The sequence below is a fragment of the Methylobacter sp. sgz302048 genome (assembly GCF_052162025.1).
Taxonomy (GTDB): Bacteria; Pseudomonadota; Gammaproteobacteria; order Methylococcales; family Methylomonadaceae; genus Methylobacter.
On sequence record NZ_CP197401.1, the window covers coordinates 390800 to 410475 of the forward strand.

Annotated in this window: 19 protein-coding genes; 14 read left to right on the forward strand and 5 right to left on the reverse strand. The window is 51.4% G+C overall.

Features of this window, described 5'->3' with window-relative positions; translation table 11 throughout:
- Positions 1-128: 128 nt before the first annotated feature.
- Positions 129-1526, reverse strand: a complete 1398-nt coding sequence (gene argH, locus ACTNE6_RS01900) for an argininosuccinate lyase (RefSeq protein ID WP_442498431.1) — start codon at positions 1524-1526, stop codon at positions 129-131.
- Positions 1527-1584: 58 nt separating this feature from the next.
- Here argH and ACTNE6_RS01905 point away from each other — a divergent pair, with 58 nt between their 5' ends.
- The 6 genes from ACTNE6_RS01905 to ACTNE6_RS01930 are packed head-to-tail and all read left to right on the forward strand — an operon-like array spanning position 1585 to position 7631.
- A complete protein-coding gene (locus tag ACTNE6_RS01905; RefSeq protein WP_442498432.1) occupies positions 1585-2637 on the forward strand; it encodes a sensor histidine kinase in 1053 nt (350 codons plus the stop codon).
- Positions 2634-3395 (forward strand): LytR/AlgR family response regulator transcription factor, encoded by a 762-nt coding sequence (locus ACTNE6_RS01910; RefSeq protein ID WP_442498433.1) that lies wholly within the window; start codon positions 2634-2636, stop codon positions 3393-3395. The genes ACTNE6_RS01905 and ACTNE6_RS01910 overlap by 4 nt, the downstream gene beginning before the upstream one ends.
- Before the next feature lie 46 nt (positions 3396-3441).
- The gene (gene hemC / locus ACTNE6_RS01915; RefSeq protein WP_194969237.1) at positions 3442-4368 is read left to right on the forward strand and encodes a hydroxymethylbilane synthase; all 927 of its coding nucleotides are present in this window, start codon (positions 3442-3444) and stop codon (positions 4366-4368) included.
- A complete protein-coding gene (locus ACTNE6_RS01920) occupies positions 4365-5138 on the forward strand; it encodes a uroporphyrinogen-III synthase (RefSeq protein WP_442498434.1) in 774 nt (257 codons plus the stop codon). The genes hemC and ACTNE6_RS01920 overlap by 4 nt, the downstream gene beginning before the upstream one ends.
- Before the next feature lies 1 nt (position 5139).
- The gene (locus ACTNE6_RS01925) at positions 5140-6384 is read left to right on the forward strand and encodes a uroporphyrinogen-III C-methyltransferase (protein WP_442498435.1); all 1245 of its coding nucleotides are present in this window, start codon (positions 5140-5142) and stop codon (positions 6382-6384) included.
- Positions 6385-6398: 14 nt separating this feature from the next.
- Positions 6399-7631 (forward strand): heme biosynthesis HemY N-terminal domain-containing protein, encoded by a 1233-nt coding sequence (locus tag ACTNE6_RS01930; RefSeq protein WP_442498436.1) that lies wholly within the window; start codon positions 6399-6401, stop codon positions 7629-7631.
- Between the two features lie 63 nt (positions 7632-7694).
- On the opposite strand, the gene ubiD is transcribed toward ACTNE6_RS01930, so the two are convergent.
- The 4 genes from ubiD to ACTNE6_RS01950 all read right to left on the reverse strand — a co-directional run bounded on the left by ubiD (position 7695) and on the right by ACTNE6_RS01950 (position 12179).
- A complete protein-coding gene (gene ubiD, locus ACTNE6_RS01935) occupies positions 7695-9155 on the reverse strand; it encodes a 4-hydroxy-3-polyprenylbenzoate decarboxylase (protein ID WP_442498437.1) in 1461 nt (486 codons plus the stop codon).
- Positions 9152-11191, reverse strand: a complete 2040-nt coding sequence (prlC, locus tag ACTNE6_RS01940) for an oligopeptidase A (protein ID WP_442498438.1) — start codon at positions 11189-11191, stop codon at positions 9152-9154. Before prlC ends, ubiD begins: the two co-directional genes overlap by 4 nt.
- A 337-nt stretch (positions 11192-11528) precedes the next feature.
- On the reverse strand, positions 11529-11999 hold the full coding sequence (locus ACTNE6_RS01945; protein WP_442498439.1) for an RDD family protein: 471 nt from the start codon (positions 11997-11999) through the stop codon (positions 11529-11531).
- Positions 12000-12179: a hypothetical protein gene (locus tag ACTNE6_RS01950; protein ID WP_228778958.1), complete on the reverse strand. Its 180-nt coding sequence runs from the start codon at positions 12177-12179 to the stop codon at positions 12000-12002.
- A 230-nt stretch (positions 12180-12409) separates the two neighbouring features.
- On the opposite strand from ACTNE6_RS01950, the gene pcnB reads away from it, so the two are divergent.
- The 8 genes from pcnB to rng all read left to right on the forward strand — a co-directional run bounded on the left by pcnB (position 12410) and on the right by rng (position 19648).
- Positions 12410-13801, forward strand: a complete 1392-nt coding sequence (gene pcnB / locus ACTNE6_RS01955; RefSeq protein ID WP_442499661.1) for a polynucleotide adenylyltransferase PcnB — start codon at positions 12410-12412, stop codon at positions 13799-13801.
- A 27-nt stretch (positions 13802-13828) separates the two neighbouring features.
- Positions 13829-14332 carry a 2-amino-4-hydroxy-6-hydroxymethyldihydropteridine diphosphokinase gene (gene folK / locus ACTNE6_RS01960; protein WP_442498440.1) on the forward strand — a complete coding sequence of 168 codons (504 nt, stop codon included), beginning with the start codon at positions 13829-13831 and terminating at the stop codon, positions 14330-14332.
- 1 nt (position 14333) lies between these two features.
- On the forward strand, positions 14334-15149 hold the full coding sequence (gene panB, locus ACTNE6_RS01965) for a 3-methyl-2-oxobutanoate hydroxymethyltransferase (protein WP_442498441.1): 816 nt from the start codon (positions 14334-14336) through the stop codon (positions 15147-15149).
- Between the two features lie 3 nt (positions 15150-15152).
- The gene (panC, locus tag ACTNE6_RS01970; protein ID WP_442498442.1) at positions 15153-15995 is read left to right on the forward strand and encodes a pantoate--beta-alanine ligase; all 843 of its coding nucleotides are present in this window, start codon (positions 15153-15155) and stop codon (positions 15993-15995) included.
- A 192-nt stretch (positions 15996-16187) separates the two neighbouring features.
- Positions 16188-16568, forward strand: coding sequence for an aspartate 1-decarboxylase (gene panD, locus ACTNE6_RS01975; protein ID WP_442498443.1), 381 nt, complete (start codon positions 16188-16190; stop codon positions 16566-16568).
- Between the two features lie 586 nt (positions 16569-17154).
- Positions 17155-17622 (forward strand): 23S rRNA (pseudouridine(1915)-N(3))-methyltransferase RlmH, encoded by a 468-nt coding sequence (gene rlmH / locus ACTNE6_RS01980; RefSeq protein ID WP_194969271.1) that lies wholly within the window; start codon positions 17155-17157, stop codon positions 17620-17622.
- Positions 17622-18197, forward strand: coding sequence for a Maf family protein (locus tag ACTNE6_RS01985; protein WP_442498444.1), 576 nt, complete (start codon positions 17622-17624; stop codon positions 18195-18197). Before rlmH ends, ACTNE6_RS01985 begins: the two co-directional genes overlap by 1 nt.
- Complete coding sequence (gene rng, locus ACTNE6_RS01990) at positions 18194-19648, forward strand: ribonuclease G (protein ID WP_442498445.1); 1455 nt, start codon at positions 18194-18196, stop codon at positions 19646-19648. The genes ACTNE6_RS01985 and rng overlap by 4 nt, the downstream gene beginning before the upstream one ends.
- The last annotated feature ends 28 nt before the right edge of the window (positions 19649-19676 follow it).

The window sequence follows — 19676 nt, forward strand, 5'->3', positions numbered from 1 at the left end:
TACCGATGATGGCAAGCATTCAGTGAAATTCACTGTTAGTGAGAGATGAAACAGGTCTAAATCAGCCCTGTATTGAGACTGATACTAAGGTGCAAAGCGTATAAGGACTTTGCACCTTGAGACAGACGTTATTGTGCCGCCAGCATGCTTTGCCGCGCGGTCTGAATAGCTTGTTTGACCGTTTCAGGCGCTGTGCCGCCGATATGCTTGCGGGCCGCGACCGAGCCTTCCAGCGTCAGCACCTCAAACACATCGTCTGCAATCGCCGTTGAAAACTGCTGCAGTTCCGCCAGTGAAAGCTCAGACAGATCGCGGTTGCTGTTAAGGCCCAGGCGTACAGCCTGTCCCACTACTTCATGCGCATCGCGGAAAGCCATGCCCTTGCGTACCAGATAATCAGCCAGGTCGGTGGCCGTGGCAAAGCCGCGTTTGGCCGAATCGTACATGTTCTGCCGTTTGGCGATGATATGCGGCACCATGTCGGCAAAGGCGCGCAGGCAGTTGATCAAGGTATCGACCGTATCAAACAGCGGTTCCTTGTCTTCCTGGTTGTCCTTGTTGTAAGCCAGCGGCTGGCTCTTCATCAGCATTAGCAGCGACATCAGATGGCCGGTGACACGGCCGGATTTGCCTCGCACCAGTTCGGGCACATCCGGGTTTTTCTTTTGCGGCATGATCGACGAGCCGGTGCAGAATGCATCGGGAATATCGATGAAGTTGAACTGCGCGCTGGACCACAGGATCATTTCTTCGGAAAAACGCGACAAATGCATCATGATCAGGCTGCCGGCGGCCGTGAATTCGATGGCGAAATCGCGGTCGCTGACCGAATCGAGCGAGTTGGCCGACGGACGGCTGAAGCCGAGCAGGTCGGACGTCATCTGCCGGTCGATTGGGTAACTGGTGCCGGCCAATGCGGCAGCGCCCAGGGGCATAATGTTGAGGCGTTTCTTGCAGTCCTGCAGCCTTTCGTAGTCGCGGCTCAGCATTTCAAACCAGGCCATCAGGTGGTGGCCGAACGTGACCGGCTGGGCAACCTGCAGGTGCGTGAAGCCGGGCATGATCGTGTCGGCTTCTTTTTCGGCCAGATCGAGGATGGCTGTCTGCAGGCGTTTGAGTTGGCCGCTGATGCTGTCGATCTCGCTGCGCAGATACAGGCGAATATCGGTCGCCACCTGGTCATTGCGCGAGCGGCCCGTATGCAGTTTTTTGCCGGCGATGCCGATCATGTCGGTCAGCCGCGCTTCGATGTTCATGTGCACATCTTCCTGCTTGATCGACCAGGTAAACTTGCCGTCCCTGATTTCCTGCCCGATTTGGGTCAGGCCGCCGATGATGTCGTCGCGTTCCTGCTCAGTCAGGATGCCGATTTTGCAGAGCATGGTCGCATGCGCGATGGAGCCTTGGATATCCTGCTCCGCCATGCGCTTGTCAAAATCCACCGAAGCGGTGAATACCTCAACAAAGGCATCGGTCGCTTCGGCAAAGCGGGCACTGGAAAGTTTGTCGGAATTAACTGTGGTCATGGCGATTTTTTTAATGCATTAACGGAAAATCCCGAATTATACAACTAAACTGTTGGTTATGAATTTAAAAGCAGAGAAGATTTTTTTGCCGGATTTTTGCTCAGTCAGGATGCTGCTGGCCGTGTTTTTTCTGGCTGAGTTGCTGGCGTTTTTACTGACATTGGCAGCCAATACGTCGGCATTGGGATTTTTATCCGAATTCGGCATCCGATCGTTGCTCGCGCTGTGGATTGCCTTGATGAGCGCGGCCTGCTTGTGCCTGCTAAGGAAAAAACTGGCGCGGGGCAATGATTTTATCGCCGGATTGGCGGCATTCTGCATTATTCAGCTGATCAGCGTTCTGGTTTGCTGGCTGGTCGTGGAGGCGTTGCCGAATGCGGGCCTTTTATTGCCCTTGGTAGAGCCGGTGCAAAAGGCCGAATTTTACTGGCGCACGCTAGGCATCAGCAGTCTGGTGTCATTGGCGATCCTGCGCTATCTGTTTGTCCTGCACCAATGGCGGCAACAGGTCGAAGCACAGGCCGCCGCCAGTCTGGATGCGCTGCAGGCAAGGATGAGGCCGCATTTCCTGTTCAATAGTTTGAACACCATTGCCAGTTTGACCCGAATCGATCCCGGATTGGCCGAGGAACTGGTGGAAGATCTTGCAGAGCTGATCCGCGCCAGCATGCTGGTCGATCATGCCCGCTTGGTCCGGCTGGACGAGGAGATCAAGCTGGTGAATCTGTATCTGGCGATCGAGTTTCATCGTCTGGACGAGCGATTGAAAGTCAGCTGGGATATTGACGATGTGCCCAAGGACGCCCTGCTGCCGCCGCTGAGCCTGCAGCCACTGGTTGAAAACGCGATCTATCATGGCGTGGAGCCCGATCCGAACGGTGGCGAAATTGTCATCAAGGGCGCCAGGAGCATCGGTGGAATTGTGCTGACGGTGAGCAACACGCTGCCGCCTGAGGGAAGCCATCGCCAGCGCAAAGGCAACCAGGTCGCGATGGCTAATCTGGCGGCCAGGATAGCGGGCTGTTTCGAGGGCAACGGCTACATCAACCGGTATGTAAAAGAAGGTAATTATCACGTGGATATAATGATCCCTTATCAGGCCGCGCTATGAAAGTTTTAATCGCCGATGATGAAAAACTGGCCAGGTTGCGGTTGAAAAGCCTGCTCAATGAACTGAATGAGGATATTCAGATCGTTGCGGAGGCCGAAAACGGCCGTGTCGCGCTGCAAAAATGGCAGCAGACAGGAGCCGATATTCTGCTGCTGGATATCAGAATGCCGGACATGGACGGGCTGGACGTGGCGCGGGAGCTGGCAAGGACACAATCGCCGCCGGCCATTATTTTCACGACCGCTTATGATGAGCATGCCTTGCAGGCATTTGACGCGAATGCGGTTGATTATTTGTTGAAGCCGATACGCAAGGAGCGCTTGCTGAATGCGCTCCAAAAAGCGCAGGTGTTCAATCGTGCAAAATGGGACGGCCTGATGCAATGGCTGCCGGAGCGGCCGGTACGATCCCATCTCTGCGTGCAGGTGCAGGCTGATTTGCACCTGATTCCGGTTAAAGACATTGTGTTTTTTCAGGCCGATCAAAAATACGTCATCATTAAAACGCTACAGAAAGCTTATTTGCTCGACGAGTCGTTGAAAACGCTCGAAGACGAGTTCAGCGGATTGTTTATCCGCATACACCGTAATGCGCTGGTTTCCTTGCTGCATATTGAAGAGCTGGAGAAAAAACCGGACGGGCAATTGCTGGTCAAATGTCAAGGCACTGACGAGAGATTGGCAGTCAGTCGCAGGCTGGCTGCGAAAGTGCGCACTTGTCTTAAAGAATTTAAGCACAATAAGGCACCATTGCGTTAAATGGAGTTACAATGCGTTTTTTATATTCAAAATAGAAGGGTTTATTTTGGCTGAAAAAATTATTCGTATAGCCACGCGCAGAAGTCCTCTGGCGCTGTGGCAGGCAGAACATGTCGCCGAACGCCTGGAGCGGGCTTTTCCTGGCCTGAAAACCGAGCTGGTTAAAATGACTACGCGCGGCGATAAAATTCTGGATGCGCCTTTGGCCAAGGTGGGCGGCAAAGGGTTGTTCGTCAAGGAACTGGAACAGGGCATGCTGGAAGGGATGGCCGACATCGCCGTGCATTCGATGAAAGATGTGCCTGTGGAGTTTCCGGAAGGGTTGCATCTGGCTGCTATTTTAACGCGCGAAGATCCAACCGATGCCTTTGTATCGAACCGCTATGCGTCATTGGAAGAGTTGCCGCCTGATGCCCGGATCGGCACGTCCAGCTTGCGCCGGCAATGCCAGATAAAAGAGCGATTTCCCGAGGCGGAAATCCTGTCGCTGAGAGGCAACGTCAATACGCGATTGGCCAGGCTTGATGCCGATGAGTTTGACGCCATTATTTTGGCTTCGGCCGGATTGAAAAGATTGGGTATGGCCGGCCGTATTGCCGAAAGACTCGATCCCGGCATCAGCCTGCCGGCTATAGGCCAAGGTGCTATCGGCATAGAATGCCGGGTGGATGACGTTGAAGTCAATGCGATGCTGAGCGCCTTGCATGATCGAGACACCAGCATTTGCGTCAGCGCCGAAAGAGCGATGAACGCGCGCCTGAACGGCGGCTGCCAGGTTCCGATTGCCGGCTTTGCGCAATTGCAGGGCAATCAGCTGGTCATGCGCGGATTGGTCGGCAGCCCTGACGGCACGGTGATTTTCCGCACCGCGCAGTCAGGCACTCCTGACCAGGCCGAGGCAATTGGACGCTCGATCGCGGAAGATTTATTGGCCTGTGGCGCAGATAAAATTCTGCAAGCGTTGTTTCATTGAGCAGAGATTTGAACGGTGCGCGGGTTCTAGTGACACGGCCGGCGCATCAGGCAGAAAATCTAAGCCGCTTGATTCAGGCGCGCGGCGGTGAGGCCGTTCGGTTTCCCGTGCTCGATATTGTTGCGCGCGACAATATTGACGAGGTTCAGGATGCGCTAAAAAACCTCGGTAAATTCCAATGGGTTGTTTTTATTAGTCCAAATGCAGTAAATTTTGCACTGAAAGCGAATAATGGCAAAATAGATCGATTAAAGGCTGTGCGATTTGCCGCAGTGGGGCGAGCAACCGCTCAGGTATTGGAAGCCGCCGGGCTGACTGTCGATGCAGTGCCTGAACAGGGTTATACCAGTGAAGCATTGTTGGCCATGCCGCAAATACAACAGATAAAAGGGCAGTCCTGCTTGATCGTGCGAGGAGAAGGCGGACGAGAGGAACTGGCCAATACGCTGCGCAGTCGGGGGGCGGATGTTCAGTATCTGGAAGTGTACAAAAGGACAATTCCCAGCATTGATAACTCGCAAGTAGTCCAATTACTTACCCAGCACCGGTTGGATGTTATTACTGTAACCAGCGGTGAAGCACTACAAAATTTATTGATCATGCTGGGCGAAAAAAATCATCGGCTGTTATTGCCTATACCCTTGGTGGTGGTGAGCGATAGGATCGGGCAATTAGCTGCCGGGATGGGTTTTAAGCGAATTGCCGTGACGGAAAGTCCTGCTGATACAGCAATTCTTGAGACAGTAACAATAGTATGTAATGGGGAATAGTGTGGCCGAATTGAGTGAAAAACAGGAACAGAATGTGGGCGAGAGTAATAAAGTTCACCGGTCTCGTAGCGGGTTCTGGTTTGGCATCATTACTTTGCTCATTATTATCGCATTGGCAGGCGCTGGATTCTTCCTTTTTACCCAATTGCGCGAAGAACAGGCCAGCTTAGACAGTGAGGTCAACAAGGGTGACATGCAGTTGCTCGAATTATCGAAGCAGATCAGCGGTTATCAGTCGCAACTGGCCTCTGTGCAGTCGCAATTGGCCACTCTGGAAGCCAGTATTGCCGGCAAAGACACGCATTTTACCAAAACGCTCGAGGACTTTTCCCGTTTACATAATGAAAAACTCGACAGTACCCGCAAAGAGTTAAACACAGCCATACAGCAGGTGCAGCGACAGCTCAGCAAGACGCGCGGCGACTGGCTGATTGCCGATGCCGAATATCTGCTCAGTACAGCCAACGAACGTTTGCATCTGATAGGCGATGTAAACACAGCGCGCCAGGCATTGGAGGCGGCTGACCAGCGCTTACGGGAGAGCGGTGATGCGGCAGTATTTAAAGTGCGTGAACAGATCGTCAAGGATATCGCTGCTCTCAACAGAGTCGAGGAGCCTGATATTGTCGGTATGTATTCCTCAATTCAGACGCAGGCGAGCCAGATTGACAATCTGACTTTATTTCTGCCGTATGCCGGAAAGACGCCGACACCGCCAAAAGCCCCTGAAAAGCCGGCGGGTGAATCCCAGGAAGGACAGGATCTGATTGATTCAGCGCTGAGCGGATTGGAAGAATATGTCACGATCCGGCATACCGAGCAGCCGATCAAGGCGACATTGACCCAGGAGGAAGCTCAATTTATTAAAGAGCAGTTGAGACTAAAGCTGGAATCGGCCAAAGTTGCACTGGTTCAGCGTAATGAAACGCTTTATCAGGCAGGCTTGGCGGATGCAAAAAAATGGGCCGAACAACATTTCATGCAGGATGCACAGACGAAAAGCTTTATTGCCGAGCTGGATAGAATGAAGGGTATCCAGATCCATAGCCAGTATCCAGACATCAGTCTGTCTTTGAAAATGCTCAGGGACATTGTCAAACTCAGGCTGGAAACAGATAAAGCCATGCCTTCGCCAGAGCCTGCAGCGGAGCCCAAGTCCAAGCAAGAGCCTCAGCCCAAGCAAGAGCCGGAACCGGCAGCGGCACCGGCTCCGACGACACCTGAATCTGCACCTGCTGCGCAATAACAAGAGAGTCTGCGATGAAGAAAACCATATTTTTCTTTTTAGGGGCTTTTTTACTTGCGATTGCGGCCGCTTTTTTAGCCAATCAATGGCTGAGTAGCTTTGAAAGTCCCGGTTATGTACTGATTGGCATTGGCCAGTGGTCCGTTGAGACTTCATTGGTTGTTTTTGCAGTCAGCCTGATCATGGGATTTTTTATCTTCTATCTGTTTTTCAGATTCCTGGGATGGCTGCTCAGATTGCCCGAGCAAATCAAAGCGCGCGGAAAAAGCGTTAAATTCAACCGTTCTCAGGAAGCTTTGATTGCAGGATTGGTGGATTCAGCCGAAGGCAATTGGGAAAGAGCCGAAAAAGTGCTGATTAAACACGCATCGCATAGCGGCGCGCCACTGTTGCACTACTTGACAGCTGCGAAGGCCGCTCAATCGCGCGGCGCGATTGATAAAAGAGACGAATACCTTAGAAAAGCTGCTGATCAGGCGCCCGGTTCCGATATCGCAATCGGCTTGGCTCAAGCTGAGCTGAATCTGTCAGGGAACCAGTTTGACCAAGCTCTGGAAACGCTGACTCGATTGCACTCCATAGATCCGACTCATGCCAGCGTGCTGAAATTACTGCACCAGACTTATCAGCATATCGGCGACTGGGAAGGTATACGAAAGCTGATTCCGTCATTGCACAATAATAAAATTCTGATGGAAGCCGAGATAAAATTGCTGGAAACAGAAGCATTCAGCAAACTGTTAAAGCAGGCGGCCGAAAATGGCAATATCAATGAAATTGAATCGCTCTGGTCGGAAATTCCGGGTTATATAAAAAGCGTGCATGGCGTCTCGGCCATTTATTTTGCCGCGATGATCGGGGCCGGTGTCGGCGCCAAGGTTGAAGATGAGCTGGCTAAGACTTTATCGGCAAACTGGGATCAGACTCTTTTGGTCCTGTTTGGCAGTATACAGTCGGCCGATCCTGCCAGGCAGCTTGAAACGGCGGAACAGTGGCTCACTTCGCATGCCGGCGATGCAGTGCTGCTGTCAATCATAGGTAAATTAAGCCTGAAATGCGGCGATGCGGGAAAAGCCGAAAGATATTTCAACCACAGCATTAGTGTTGAGCCGACTGTGCTGGCTTATCAGTTGCTGGGTGATTTGCTGTCTGCACGCGGCGATAAGGATAAAGCCAGCGAGTGCTATAAATCCGGACTGGAGCTAGCCTCCAGCGAAATCGTCAGCCGGATCGATACCATATCCTAATAAAAACATGGCAATTCGGGCGCCCATAATTCAGGAGCGCCGGATTGCCAATGTTCTAAGGCTTTAAAACAGAGAGTCCCAGATCTTATCCACTTTTTTAATGATTTCCTCGGACATGGCGATAGGCCGGCCCCATTCCCTGTTGGTTTCCCCAGGCCACTTGTTGGTCGCATCAAATCCGACCTTGGAGCCTAGCCCTGAAACCGGCGAGGCGAAGTCAAGATAATCGATAGGCGTATTTTCCAGTATCGTCAAGTCTCGGGCCGGGTCCATGCGCGTGGTCATGGCCCAGATTACATCCTGCCAGTTGCGCACGTCGACATCGTCATCGACGACGATGACGAACTTCGTATACATGAACTGGCGCAGGAATGACCAGGTGCCGAGCATGACGCGTTTGGCATGGCCGGCATATTGTTTTTTCATGCTGATCACGGCCATGCGGTAGGAGCAACCTTCCGGCGGCAGGTAAAAGTCAACAATCTCCGGAAACTGCTTTTGCAAGATCGGCACGAAGACTTCATTCAAAGCCACGCCCAGGATGGCGGGCTCATCAGGCGGGCGGCCCGTATAGGTGCTGTGATAGATGGGCGCCTGACGCTGGGTGATGCGTTCTATTGTGAATACAGGAAATTCATCGACCTCATTGTAATAACCGGTATGATCGCCGAACGGGCCTTCGGGCGCCGTCTCTCCCGGATAGATAAAGCCTTCTAGGACGATTTCGGCGCTGGCCGGAACCTGCAGGTCGTTGCTCAGGCATTTCGCCACTTCTGTTTTGCTGCCTCGCAGCAGGCCTGCAAAAGCATATTCGGATAATGTATCGGGAATCGGCGTGACGGCGGCCAAAATCGTAGCCGGGTCTGCGCCCAAGGCTACGGCAACGGGGAAAGGTTTGCCGGGATGGGCCTGCTGCCATTCCCTGAAATCCAGAGCGCCGCCGCGATGCGCCAGCCAGCGCATGATGACCTTGTTTTTGCCGATGACCTGCTGTCGGTAAATGCCCAGGTTCTGCCGTTCTTTATTCGGGCCTTTGGTGATGACCAAAGGCCAGGTGATCAAAGGCCCCGCATCGTCGGGCCAGCAGGTTTGAATCGGATAATCGCCCAGATCGACTTCGTCGCCTTCGCGCACCAGTTCCTGGCAGGGCGGCTCCTTGACTAGCTTGGGCGCCATATTCAGCACTTGCTTGAAAACCGGAATTTTTTCCATGGCGTCTTTCATGCCTTTGGGCGGCTCCGGTTCTTTCAGATAGGCCAGCAATTCGCCGATGCCGCGCAATTCCGAAACCGATTCGGCGCCCATGCCCATGGCAACGCGGCGCGGCGTGCCGAACAGGTTGGCCAGGACCGGAATGTTGGAGCCTGCCGGATATTCGAACAGCAGAGCCGGACCGCCTTGCTTCAAGGTGCGGTCGCAGATTTCGGTCATTTCCAGATAGGGGTCGACAGGAATCGTGATCCGCTTCAGCTCGCCCTGTTTTTCCAGTTGCTTGATAAAGTCGCGCAGGTCCCTGTATTTCATGCCGCTATGCCGTTGTGCCGCAGTAACGCATCGATGGTCGGTTTGCGGCCGCGGAAGCGGACAAACAAGTCCATGGCATTTTCACTGCCGCCTTTTTCAAGAATGCTGGTCAGGAATGACCGGCCGGTTTCCTGATCAAAAATGCCTTTTTCTTCGAATAGGGAGAAGGCGTCGCTGGACAGCACCTCGGCCCATTTATAGCTGTAATAGCCGGCGGCATAACCGCCTGCGAAAATATGCGAGAAGCTGTGCGCAAACCGGTTGAATTTGGGCGGCTTGATGACGGCGACCATATCTCTGACCTGCTCCAGCGTCTGGTAAATGCGGTCGCCTTTTTTGGGGTCGTAATCCTGGTGGATTCTAAAATCGAACAGGCTGAATTCGAGCTGTCTGACCATCATCATGCCGGACTGGAAGTTTCTGGCGGCCAGCATTTTGTTGAACAGTTCTTCAGGCAGCGGCTCGCCGGTTTGATAGTGGCCGGAGATCAGCGCCAACGCTTCTTTTTCCCAGCACCAGTTTTCCATGAACTGGCTGGGCAGTTCGACAGCATCCCACTCGACGCCGTTGATGCCCGAGACGCCTAAATGATCGACTTGCGTGAGCATGTGGTGCAGGCCGTGGCCGAATTCATGAAACAGCGTCGTGACCTCGTCATGGGTCAATAACGCCGGATCATTGCCGGCAGGCGGCGTAAAGTTGCAGGTTAAATACGCGACCGGTGTTTGAATGCGATCGCCGGATTTCTTGCGACTTACGCAATCATCCATCCAGGCCCCGCCGCGTTTTTTCGGACGCGCATACAGATCGGTATAAAATTGGCCGCGCAGTTGGCCGTGCTGGTCGTGGATCTCGAAGAAGCGCACATCAGGATGCCAGCTGTCGAAGCCGGTAATTTCGCTGATATTCAGGCCGAACAGTTTTTCAACGACGGCAAACAGGCCCGGCAATACGCGTGTGATGGGGAAGTGGGCTTTGACTTCTTCCTGGGACAGCTGGTAATAGTGCTGGCGCATTTTTTCCGAGTAATAGCCGATATCCCAAGGCTGCAGGTCACCGATGCCGTAGTGCTGCTTGGCGAACTGGCGCAATTCCACTAAATCTTTGCGCGCCTGGCGCCAGGATCGGTCGGCCAGATCTTCCAGGAAGCCGATCACGTCGTCGGGTTTTTCGGCCATTTTCCTGGCCAGCGACAATTCGGCATAATTGTTAAAACCCAGCAATAGCGCTTTCTCATGACGCAAGGCCAAGGTTTTTTTCATGATTTCGCCGTTGTCGTAAAGGCCGGCATGCGGTCCCTGGTCCGAGGCGCGCGTAGCAAAGGCTTCATAGTGTTCACGGCGCAATTCCCGGTTGTCGGCATAAGTCATGACCGCGCTATAGGAAGGAAACTGCAGCGTGATCATCCAGCCTTCTTCATTATGGCTTTCAGCGGTCTGCCGGGCCACCGCCAGTGCGGATTCCGGCAGTCCGGCCAGATCAGCTGCATCTCTGATCAGCTTGGTCCAGGCATTGGTCGCGTCCATCAGGTTTTCTTCGTACTTGCTGGCAAGCTGCGATAATTCCTGACTGATTTCCTTATAACGCTGCTTTTTTTCGGCATCGAGATCGATACCGGACAACCTGAAGTCTCTTAACGCATTCTGGATAATTTTTTGCTGCGCCGTATCCAAAGCGGCATATGCATCGCTGGCGGCAATAAACTGATAGGCATTAAACAATCTCTCATTCTGACCCATTTCGGTCGAATATTCGCTGAGCTTGGGCAGGCAGGCGTTATATGCCTCGCGCAGGGCGTCGCTGTTGACGACCGAGTTCATATGGCTGACCGGAGACCAGGCCTTGCCCAGGCGGTCTTCCGCATCTTCAATCGGTTCAACCAAATTTTCCCAAGTGTATTCGGCAGTGGCCTGAAGATGCTGTTCGACAACGGCTCGGGCTTCGGCCAACAGTTGGTCGATGGCAGGCTCAACATGTTCGGGTTTGATTTGTGAAAATAGCGGTAATACTGAGTTTTGCAGTAATGGATTGTTCATAGTTTTAAGCAAAGTAGGTTCGCGGTTGCATTGATGCGTTTTATGCGGTTCGTGCAGAGAAAAGTTAGGGCTAATTCGTTACATCTCAATACGGCATATGCGAGCATGGCTTTCTTGTTCTCTGAATCAAGACTGCTGATGAGGCCTGCCCATAGTAGCAAAGGTTGGTTTCGATCTTTAGTGCGATCAAGTTTCCAGGATGCGGGTAGTTTATTTGCCCTGGTGACGGATTGCCACCCGATTTATCTATTGGATACAGGTTTTCAGGTTCGTGAGAAAAATGTCGGATAAACCAATATAATGCCATCACGTCAATTCCTGATCTGATTGGCCTTAGTTAGTGCCGTATATCTTGAGAGTCAAAAAACAAGGCGGTTTTCGATAAATAGTCATGCCAGCCGCGACGGTTTTTATCGATAAGAATCCATAAAAAGCCCAATCCAAAAAAGGCCCAGGAGATTATAGCGCCTAAAAAGCGCAAAAAGGCTTGTTTCCAATTAATGGGTTCGCCGTTGAAGGTCAGTACTTTCAGTTTCCATGTCCGCAGTCCCAAGGTTTGTCCTCCATGGGTCCAGAACCAGGCATAAAAAAAGAAGCTGATAACGAGCAGATAAACGGAATAAAAAAATTGTTGGGAAGTGAAGGCCTCCCCGGCATTCAACGGCAGTAGCAGTGCTGTCGCGAAAAACAAAAGGGCGAGCAGCAGAAAAAGATCATAAATAATAGCCGCCAGACGGCGCAAAAAACCAGGTACTGGCGATGAGCCATTATCTGGTTTTAGCTGCTTTTTCCGGATCGAACGAGACAATTAGTCTTTAAATAAAGCCAGTTTTTGGCCGAAATACATGCACATAGTGACTAACGCTCCCAGCATCGCCAATGAGAACAGGAAAGGCGGTTTATGGAACAGAAGAATTAAGAAATCTGTTACAAAAAGGCTGGTTAGCAAAGGTTGGTCAATGAAGCCATTTATAATCTTTTTGAACATAACAATTCCGTCAAGCACGTTAATGATTTGTGCAGGTAGTTAAAAAAAGGGTTGCCTGATCTTTATAAACCGTTAAAAACAAAATGTCGAACCGATTGAGACTGCTATTAAAAATCAGGATTGCGATTTTACTATAATAAAAAGGGGAATGTAAAAGAAAAGAAAGTTGTCAATTGGGCTAGAATCATATGAAATGATATGATTACTAAATTTTAGAAAACAGACAGGGTATAAAGACTATTTTAAACTTTTTTAAAAAAATTATTAATCCAGCCAGAAATGAAGCTGAACCAGATGCTGTACCAGCAGAAAATGCGCCAGCAGTGAGAATATATGCGCGCGCCGAACATAATATTTCGCGGTCCCAGATCAGCGAAAATGCATTGAAGGTTTTATATCGGTTGCAGAAGTCGGGATTCCAGGCCTATCTTGTCGGCGGCTGTGTGCGGGATTTATTGCTGGGGCGGGAGCCTAAGGATTTCGATGTCGTAACGGATGCGGATCCCGAGCAGATCAGAAAGATTTTTCGCAATTGCCGCATAATCGGTCGCAGATTTCGCCTTGCGCATGTGCATTTCGGCCGCGAAATTATTGAAGTGGCTACTTTCCGCGGCGCAGGAGATGCTCAGGATGATAAGCAGGTGCTTAGCAAGGAAGGGCGCCTGCTGCGCGACAATGTCTACGGCACGATTGAGGAAGATGTCTGGCGGCGCGATTTTACGGTCAATGCGCTCTATTACAACATCAAGGATTTTTCGGTAGTCGATTACACCGGCGGCATGGACGACCATAAGACCGGAACGCTCAGGCTGATCGGCGATCCTGAAACGCGCTTTCGTGAAGACCCCGTGCGCATGCTGAGGGCGGTGCGTTTTGCCGTGAAGCTCGGTTTTAATCTGGACCCTGCTTGCGAGAAGCCCATTCATGAGCTCGCCGAGTTGCTGTACGGCATACCGGCTGCCCGGCTTTACGATGAAGCCTTGAAGCTGTTTTTGTCGGGCTACGCATTGCAGACTTTTGAAATGCTCAGGCATTATGGGCTGTTCCAGATATTGTTTCCCGATACCGAAAGCAGTCTGGCGCTCGAGGAAGAAGGTTTCCCCAAATTGTTCCTGGTCAAGGCGCTGGAAAATTCCGATAACAGGATTGCCGAAGGCAAAACCGTTACGGCTTATTTTCTATGGTCTGCTTTTTTATGGGAGCCGGTAGCGATACGGGCCAAGGAAAAAATAGCGAGAGGCATGGCGGAATCCATGGCCTATCAGGAAGCCGCCAATGAAGTGGTCTCCAGGCAGAATAACAGTACGTCCCTGCCTCGCCATATCACCATGTCAATGCGCGAAGTCTGGACGCTGCAGCCCAAATTCAATATGCGTATCGGTTCCAAGCCCAGCCGCTTGCTGACACACCCGCGCTTTAGGGCTGCCTATGATTTTCTGGTGCTGCGTGCAGAGACAGGCGGTGCCGATCCTGAGCTGCCAGCATGGTGGGCCCGGTATCAGGAGGCCGACGAAACCGAGCAAAGGAAGATGACCCGGCCTCCGCGCGGCGTTAAGACCGGCAAGGCAAAGCGGAAAAGAACTTACCGTAAAAAACCTGCCGCTCAGGATAAAAGTGTTTAAAGTGTTTGGTTTGAAATGAGTTCAGCTATGAAAAACTCAGGCAAGGACCAGGTTATCGCTTACATAGGCTTGGGCAGCAACCTTGAAAACCCGGCAGAGCAAATTCAATCGGCGCACGCAGCAATTGCCGGCTTGGCGGGTGTTGAAGAGCTTGCCTTTTCGAGCCTGTACCATAGTTCGCCGATGGGGCCGCAGGATCAGCCTGATTATGTCAATGCTGTTATGGCCGTCACTACGGTCTTGTCGGCCATGGATTTGCTGAGAAACCTGCAGCGTATTGAGCATGAGCACGGCCGAGTGCGCAAAGGTGAGCGCTGGGGCGCCAGGACGCTGGATCTGGACTTGCTGGTTTATGGCCAGCAGCAAATTGATCTGCCTGAGTTGACCGTTCCGCATGTAGGCATCGCCGAGCGAGCCTTTGTGCTATATCCCTTGTATGAAATTGCGAAGGAACTATTGGTGCCGGGCAAAGGCCATATCGCGGAGCTGGTTAAAAACTGTCCTTTAAATGGCCTGAAACGGTTGGCTTGAGATGACTCAATATTCCTCGTTATCCACGGTAAAGCCATTATCAATCAATGATCTGGTTGCGATGAAGCGATGTGGTGAAAAAATTAGTTGCCTGACTGCCTACGATGCCAGTTTCAGCACGCTGATCGACAGTATTGGTATCGATGTGATGCTGGTGGGGGATTCCTTGGGCATGGTTATCCAGGGGGGTACTACCACTTTGCCGGTCACTATGGATGACATGGTTTACCATACCCGTTGCGTCAGTCATGTCAGGCGACGGGCGTTCGTTATCGCCGATCTGCCTTTTATGAGTTATGCCACGCCGCTTATGGCGGCCGAAAACGCTGCCCGTCTGATGCAGGCCGGCGGTGCGCAAATGGTCAAGCTCGAAGGGGCGCGCATTGACTGTGTCCGTTTTCTGGTCGATCAGGGTATTCCGGTCTGTGGACATTTAGGTTTATTGCCGCAATCCATCAATCAATTAGGCGATTATAAAGTGCAGGGCAAAGAGCGCCTCGAGGCCGAAAAAATAATTGCCGATGCGCATCAGCTGGAACAAGCGGGGGCGGGATTGCTGGTTCTGGAATGCGTACCTGCCGAGTTGGCCAAGGACGTCAGCACTCAGCTGACTATCCCCGTCATAGGCATCGGAGCCGGTATCGACTGCGACGGGCAGGTGCTGGTGCTTTATGACATGCTCAATATCGGCGTCAGCAAGCGGCCGCGATTTTCGAAGAATTTCATGCAGGATGCCGCTGATATCGGGCAGGCTATCGCCGCTTATCATTCAGCCGTCAAACAGTCGCAGTTTCCAGCATCCGAACACAGTTTTTAAATTATGCAGAAAGTTACTTTAGCATCTGAACTGCGCAAAGCCATCGCTGGCTGGCGCTCGGCCGGTGAGCGCATCGCCTTTGTGCCGACCATGGGCAACCTGCATGCAGGTCACTTGAAATTGGTCAGCGAGGCCCGGCAAAAAGCCGATCGCGTGGTGGTCAGCATTTTCGTCAATCCCACTCAATTCGGTGCGGGTGAGGATTTTGAAACGTATCCGCGCACTGAACGGGAAGATCAGGAAAAACTCGAGACTGTCGGCGCAGATCTGCTGTTTCTGCCTCCTGTTTCGGAAATGTATATGCCTGATGCCAAAACGGTCGTATCGGTAGCGGGGCTTTCCGAACTGCATTGCGGAGCGTCCAGGCCTGGGCATTTTAACGGCGTGGCGACAGTCGTCTGCAAGTTATTTAATTTGGTGCAGCCGGATATTGCCTTATTCGGGTTAAAGGATTTTCAGCAGTTGGCCGTGATACGGACCATGGTCAGGGATCTGAATTTTCCGGTGGAAATTATCGGCGTAGATACGGTGCGGGAGCCCAGCGGTTTGGCGATGAGTTCCAGAAACGGTTATTTATCCACGGAAGAAATAAAGGTGGCGCCTAAACTCTATGAATCCTTATGCTCGGCGCGTGATGCCGTTTTATCCGGCAAGCAGGCTTATGCGGATATAGAGGCGCAGGCGATGCTGTCTTTGCGCGAAGCCGGCTTTCAACCAGACTATTTTTCCATATGCCGCAGCAGCGATCTAAAAAAAGCGGAAACAGCGGATAAGGATTTGGTTATACTGTCAGCGGCAAAGCTGGGTAGAACCCGGTTGATTGATAATATCTATTTTTCCAAATAAAATTAAGGGCGATTATTTTTTTGAATTGCTGCGTATTTGCTCGAATTCTTTATTTCTGGCGCAACTCGACATGCTTTATGCAATGATGGAAAATACTGGACATCATTAGATTTTTAATATCTAAAAAGTTGAAGCCATTATGCAATTAATGCATAATGGGTAGTTCTTAAAAATATTTACATTGTTTTTAATATGCAACTTACAATGCTTAAAGCGAAATTACACAGAGCAACGGTAACCCACTCGGAATTGGGCTATGAAGGTTCCTGTGCAATCGATGGCAATATTCTTGATCTCGCAGGCATTCGGGAATACGAGCAGATACAGATTTACAATGTTAATAACGGTGCCCGCTTTACTACCTATGCCATTCGCGCGGAAGAAGGTTCGGGGTTGTTTTCCGTTAATGGGGCGGCGGCTCGAATGGCCTGCCCTGGCGATCTGATTATTGTTTGCGCTTATGCTATTTTGGATCAAAAAGAGCTGGCAAATTACAAACCTACGCTGGTCTATTTCAATGAAAAGAACGAAGTTCTGCGTTCCTCTCATGCCATTCCCGTTCAGGCCGCTTGAGTTCTTGATGTTTAGCATCGTATAGCAAATCAGCTAGATTTTTTTATTCTTATTCGGCTCAGAGTCTGAGCGCTTTTCATCTGAAGCCTGCCTGCCGTCGAATGGAGAGCAGGTTATATTCTTCAAATCATATTGGCCGAAATTGCTTCGGTGTCCCATTATTGGCAATGCGGCTATTTCGCTGTTTTTAGTCGTGGTCGCCAGTTTTTTGATACCGTGAATAAAAAACTGTCGACGTCCGTTCTTATGCCGTAAGAAAACACCGGAAGAGAACTTGCTAAGGATTCGGTTGGAAATACTTCCCGACTTGTAGAATGCCCTGTAGGGGCGAATTCATTCGCCCAAGGCGATTAAAATCGCCTCTACAACTGTGCATCATCAGTTAAAAAATTAAGCAAAAACGGAGCCATAAAGGCTACACTATAGCATTTGCGCTAACAGTTGATACGACTGAATGGTTAAGCTTCAGGCCGTATCATTTTTCGCCAGTATGCGCCTGATGATCGACCAGTATTTTTATTGAATGGCTGATTTTGTCTATCAGGCTGCATTGCATCAAAACCGTGACCTCTGTATTCTGCACCGCATGCAAATAAATCTGATTTCAGTAGGAAACCGTATGCCCGGCTGGGTGCAGCAGGGATATGATGAGTATGCCAAGCGCCTGCCGCGTGAATGTGAGCTTGTGCTTAAAGAGATAGCGCCGGGTAAACGAGGGAAGAACAGCGATGTGGCCAGAATCGTCAAAGAAGAAGGCGAACGCATGCTGGCAGCCATCCCTCAAGGGGCGCATATCGTGACCCTGGATATTCCCGGAAAGCCCTGGACGACTCCCGAACTGGCGCAGGCCATGAAGCGCTGGCTGGAAGGCGGGCAGAACATTGCCCTGCTGGTCGGCGGGCCGGAAGGTCTGGCCGATGCCGCCAAGCAAATGGCCAGGGAATCCTGGAGCCTTTCAAAGCTGACATTTCCTCACCCCCTGGTGCGGATTATCGTGGCCGAGCAGATTTATCGTGCCTGGAGCATTCTTCACAATCACCCTTATCATCGATAATGACTGTACAGCTTATTCTTGCTTCAGCTTCGCCCCGCCGAAAGGAACTGCTTGATCAAATCAAGGTCACTTATGCGGTTAATCCGATTGACCTTGATGAGACACCACACATCAATGAATTGCCGTTGGATTATGTGAAGCGTGTGGCGGCGGAAAAGTCGGCTGCCTGTGCCGCGCAAGTGGGAACCAGCATACCGGTTCTGGCGGCCGATACGGCTGTGGTATTGGATGATTTGATTATGGGAAAGCCAAAAAATCAGCAGGATGCGATCGCCATGTTGACGCAGTTGTCGGGCAGAACCCATCAAGTCTATAGCGCAATTTCGCTCAGAGGGCGCGAACACTGGCAGGCTGTCAGCATTACTGACGTCACTTTCAGACCGCTAACGGAGCAGGAAATGCTGGCCTATTGGCATAGCGGCGAGCCGGCCGATAAAGCCGGAAGTTATGCCATTCAAGGGATGGGAGGAATATTTGTGGCATCTATAAAAGGAAGCTTTTCCGGTGTGGTCGGCTTGCCTTTGTTTGAAACGGCCGAATTATTAGCTAAACAAGGAATAGAGCTATTTAAATGAGTGAAGAAATTTTAATCAATGTTACACCTCCCGAGACACGCGTTGCCGTCATCGAAAATGGCGTTTTGCAGGAACTGATCATTGAAAGAAGCCGACAGATAGGACTGGTCGGCAATATTTATAAAGGCGAAGTGTGCAGAGTGCTGCCCGGCATGCAGGCGGCGTTTGTCGATATCGGCCTGCCTCGGGCCGCATTTCTGCATATCTCCGATTTGTGCAGCAGGGAACTGGAAAAAAAACGTTCGGAAAATATCGAGCATTATCTGCACGAGGGCCAGCACATCGTCGTACAGGTCGTCAAAGATCCCATCGGCACCAAAGGCGCGCGCTTGACGACGGAGATATCAATTCCTTCGCGCTATCAGGTATACATGCCTTATGCCAACAATTCCGGCGTATCTCAGCGCATTGAGTGCGAAACCGAACGGGCTCGGCTGCGCGCGTGCATTGATTCCTTTCGGCGGGAGCACGACTGCGGCGGTTTTATCGCCAGAACAGCGGCGGAGTGCGTGGAAGAAGCTATATTGTTTTCCGACATGACGTTTTTGCTGAAATTATGGGAATCGATTTTGGCCAAAATCGCCACGGCCAAGCCCAAACAGTTCATTCACAAGGATTTGCCGCTCAGCGTCAGGACTTTAAGGGATTTATACAAAGAAGGCATTGAGCGGGTCCGCGTGGATTCCAAAGAAACCTACCATCGCTTGCTCGAATTCGCTGAAGTGTTCGTGCCGGAAATGGTGCCGGTCATCGAGCATTACACCGGCGAATGCCCGGTTTTCGATATTTACAGTGTCGAGGACGAAATTCAAAAGGCGCTGGAGCGCAAAGTCAAATTGAAATCGGGAGGGCATCTGGTGTTCGACCAGACTGAAGCGATGACGACGGTCGATGTCAATACCGGCGGTTATGTCGGCGGCCGCAATCTGGAAGAGACCATTTTTAAGACCAATCTGGAAGCGGCTCAGACGATTTCGCGTCAGCTCAGGCTGAGGAATCTGGGCGGCATCATCATTATCGATTTTATCGATATGCAAAGCGAAGATCATAAGAAGCAGGTTTTGCAGGCACTCGAGCGCCATCTGGAAAAAGACCATGCCAAGACCAAAATCACCGAAGTGTCGGTGCTGGGGCTCGTGGAAATGACGCGCAAAAGAACCCGCGAAAGCCTCGAGCATGTGCTCTGCGAGCCCTGCAAGGCCTGCGGCGGACGCGGCGTTCTGAAAACGGCCGAATCCATGTGCCTGGAAATATTCCGGGAAATCATCCGAGAGGTCAGACAATATAAAGTCCAGCAGTTGCTGGTGCTGGCTTCCAATGAAGTCGTGGAAATGCTGCTCGATGAAGAAGCCGATATGCTGGCCGAACTGGAGGCGTTCCTGGGCGTGCAGATCAAATTCCGAGCGGAAGCAGAATACAATCAGGAGCAGTATGATGTGGTGTTGCTTTAAAATAGACCATAGGCCGGTTTCATTCACC

Bases quoted from the DNA above. Each gene is read 5' to 3' on its own strand.
- prlC (WP_442498438.1), bottom strand. From the start codon at position 11,191: ATGAACAATCCATTACTGCAAAACTCAGTATTACCGCTATTTTCACAA.
- ubiD (WP_442498437.1), bottom strand. From the start codon at position 9,155: ATGAAATACAGGGACCTGCGCGACTTTATCAAGCAACTGGAAAAACAG.
- panC (WP_442498442.1), top strand. From the start codon at position 15,153: ATGCAGAAAGTTACTTTAGCATCTGAACTGCGCAAAGCCATCGCTGGC.
- ACTNE6_RS01910 (WP_442498433.1), top strand. From the start codon at position 2,634: ATGAAAGTTTTAATCGCCGATGATGAAAAACTGGCCAGGTTGCGGTTG.
- rlmH (WP_194969271.1), top strand. From the start codon at position 17,155: ATGCAAATAAATCTGATTTCAGTAGGAAACCGTATGCCCGGCTGGGTG.
- panB (WP_442498441.1), top strand. From the start codon at position 14,334: ATGACTCAATATTCCTCGTTATCCACGGTAAAGCCATTATCAATCAAT.
- folK (WP_442498440.1), top strand. From the start codon at position 13,829: ATGAAAAACTCAGGCAAGGACCAGGTTATCGCTTACATAGGCTTGGGC.
- argH (WP_442498431.1), bottom strand. From the start codon at position 1,526: ATGACCACAGTTAATTCCGACAAACTTTCCAGTGCCCGCTTTGCCGAA.
- ACTNE6_RS01905 (WP_442498432.1), top strand. From the start codon at position 1,585: ATGAATTTAAAAGCAGAGAAGATTTTTTTGCCGGATTTTTGCTCAGTC.
- rng (WP_442498445.1), top strand. From the start codon at position 18,194: ATGAGTGAAGAAATTTTAATCAATGTTACACCTCCCGAGACACGCGTT.
- ACTNE6_RS01950 (WP_228778958.1), bottom strand. From the start codon at position 12,179: ATGTTCAAAAAGATTATAAATGGCTTCATTGACCAACCTTTGCTAACC.
- ACTNE6_RS01930 (WP_442498436.1), top strand. From the start codon at position 6,399: ATGAAGAAAACCATATTTTTCTTTTTAGGGGCTTTTTTACTTGCGATT.
- ACTNE6_RS01985 (WP_442498444.1), top strand. From the start codon at position 17,622: ATGACTGTACAGCTTATTCTTGCTTCAGCTTCGCCCCGCCGAAAGGAA.
- panD (WP_442498443.1), top strand. From the start codon at position 16,188: ATGCAACTTACAATGCTTAAAGCGAAATTACACAGAGCAACGGTAACC.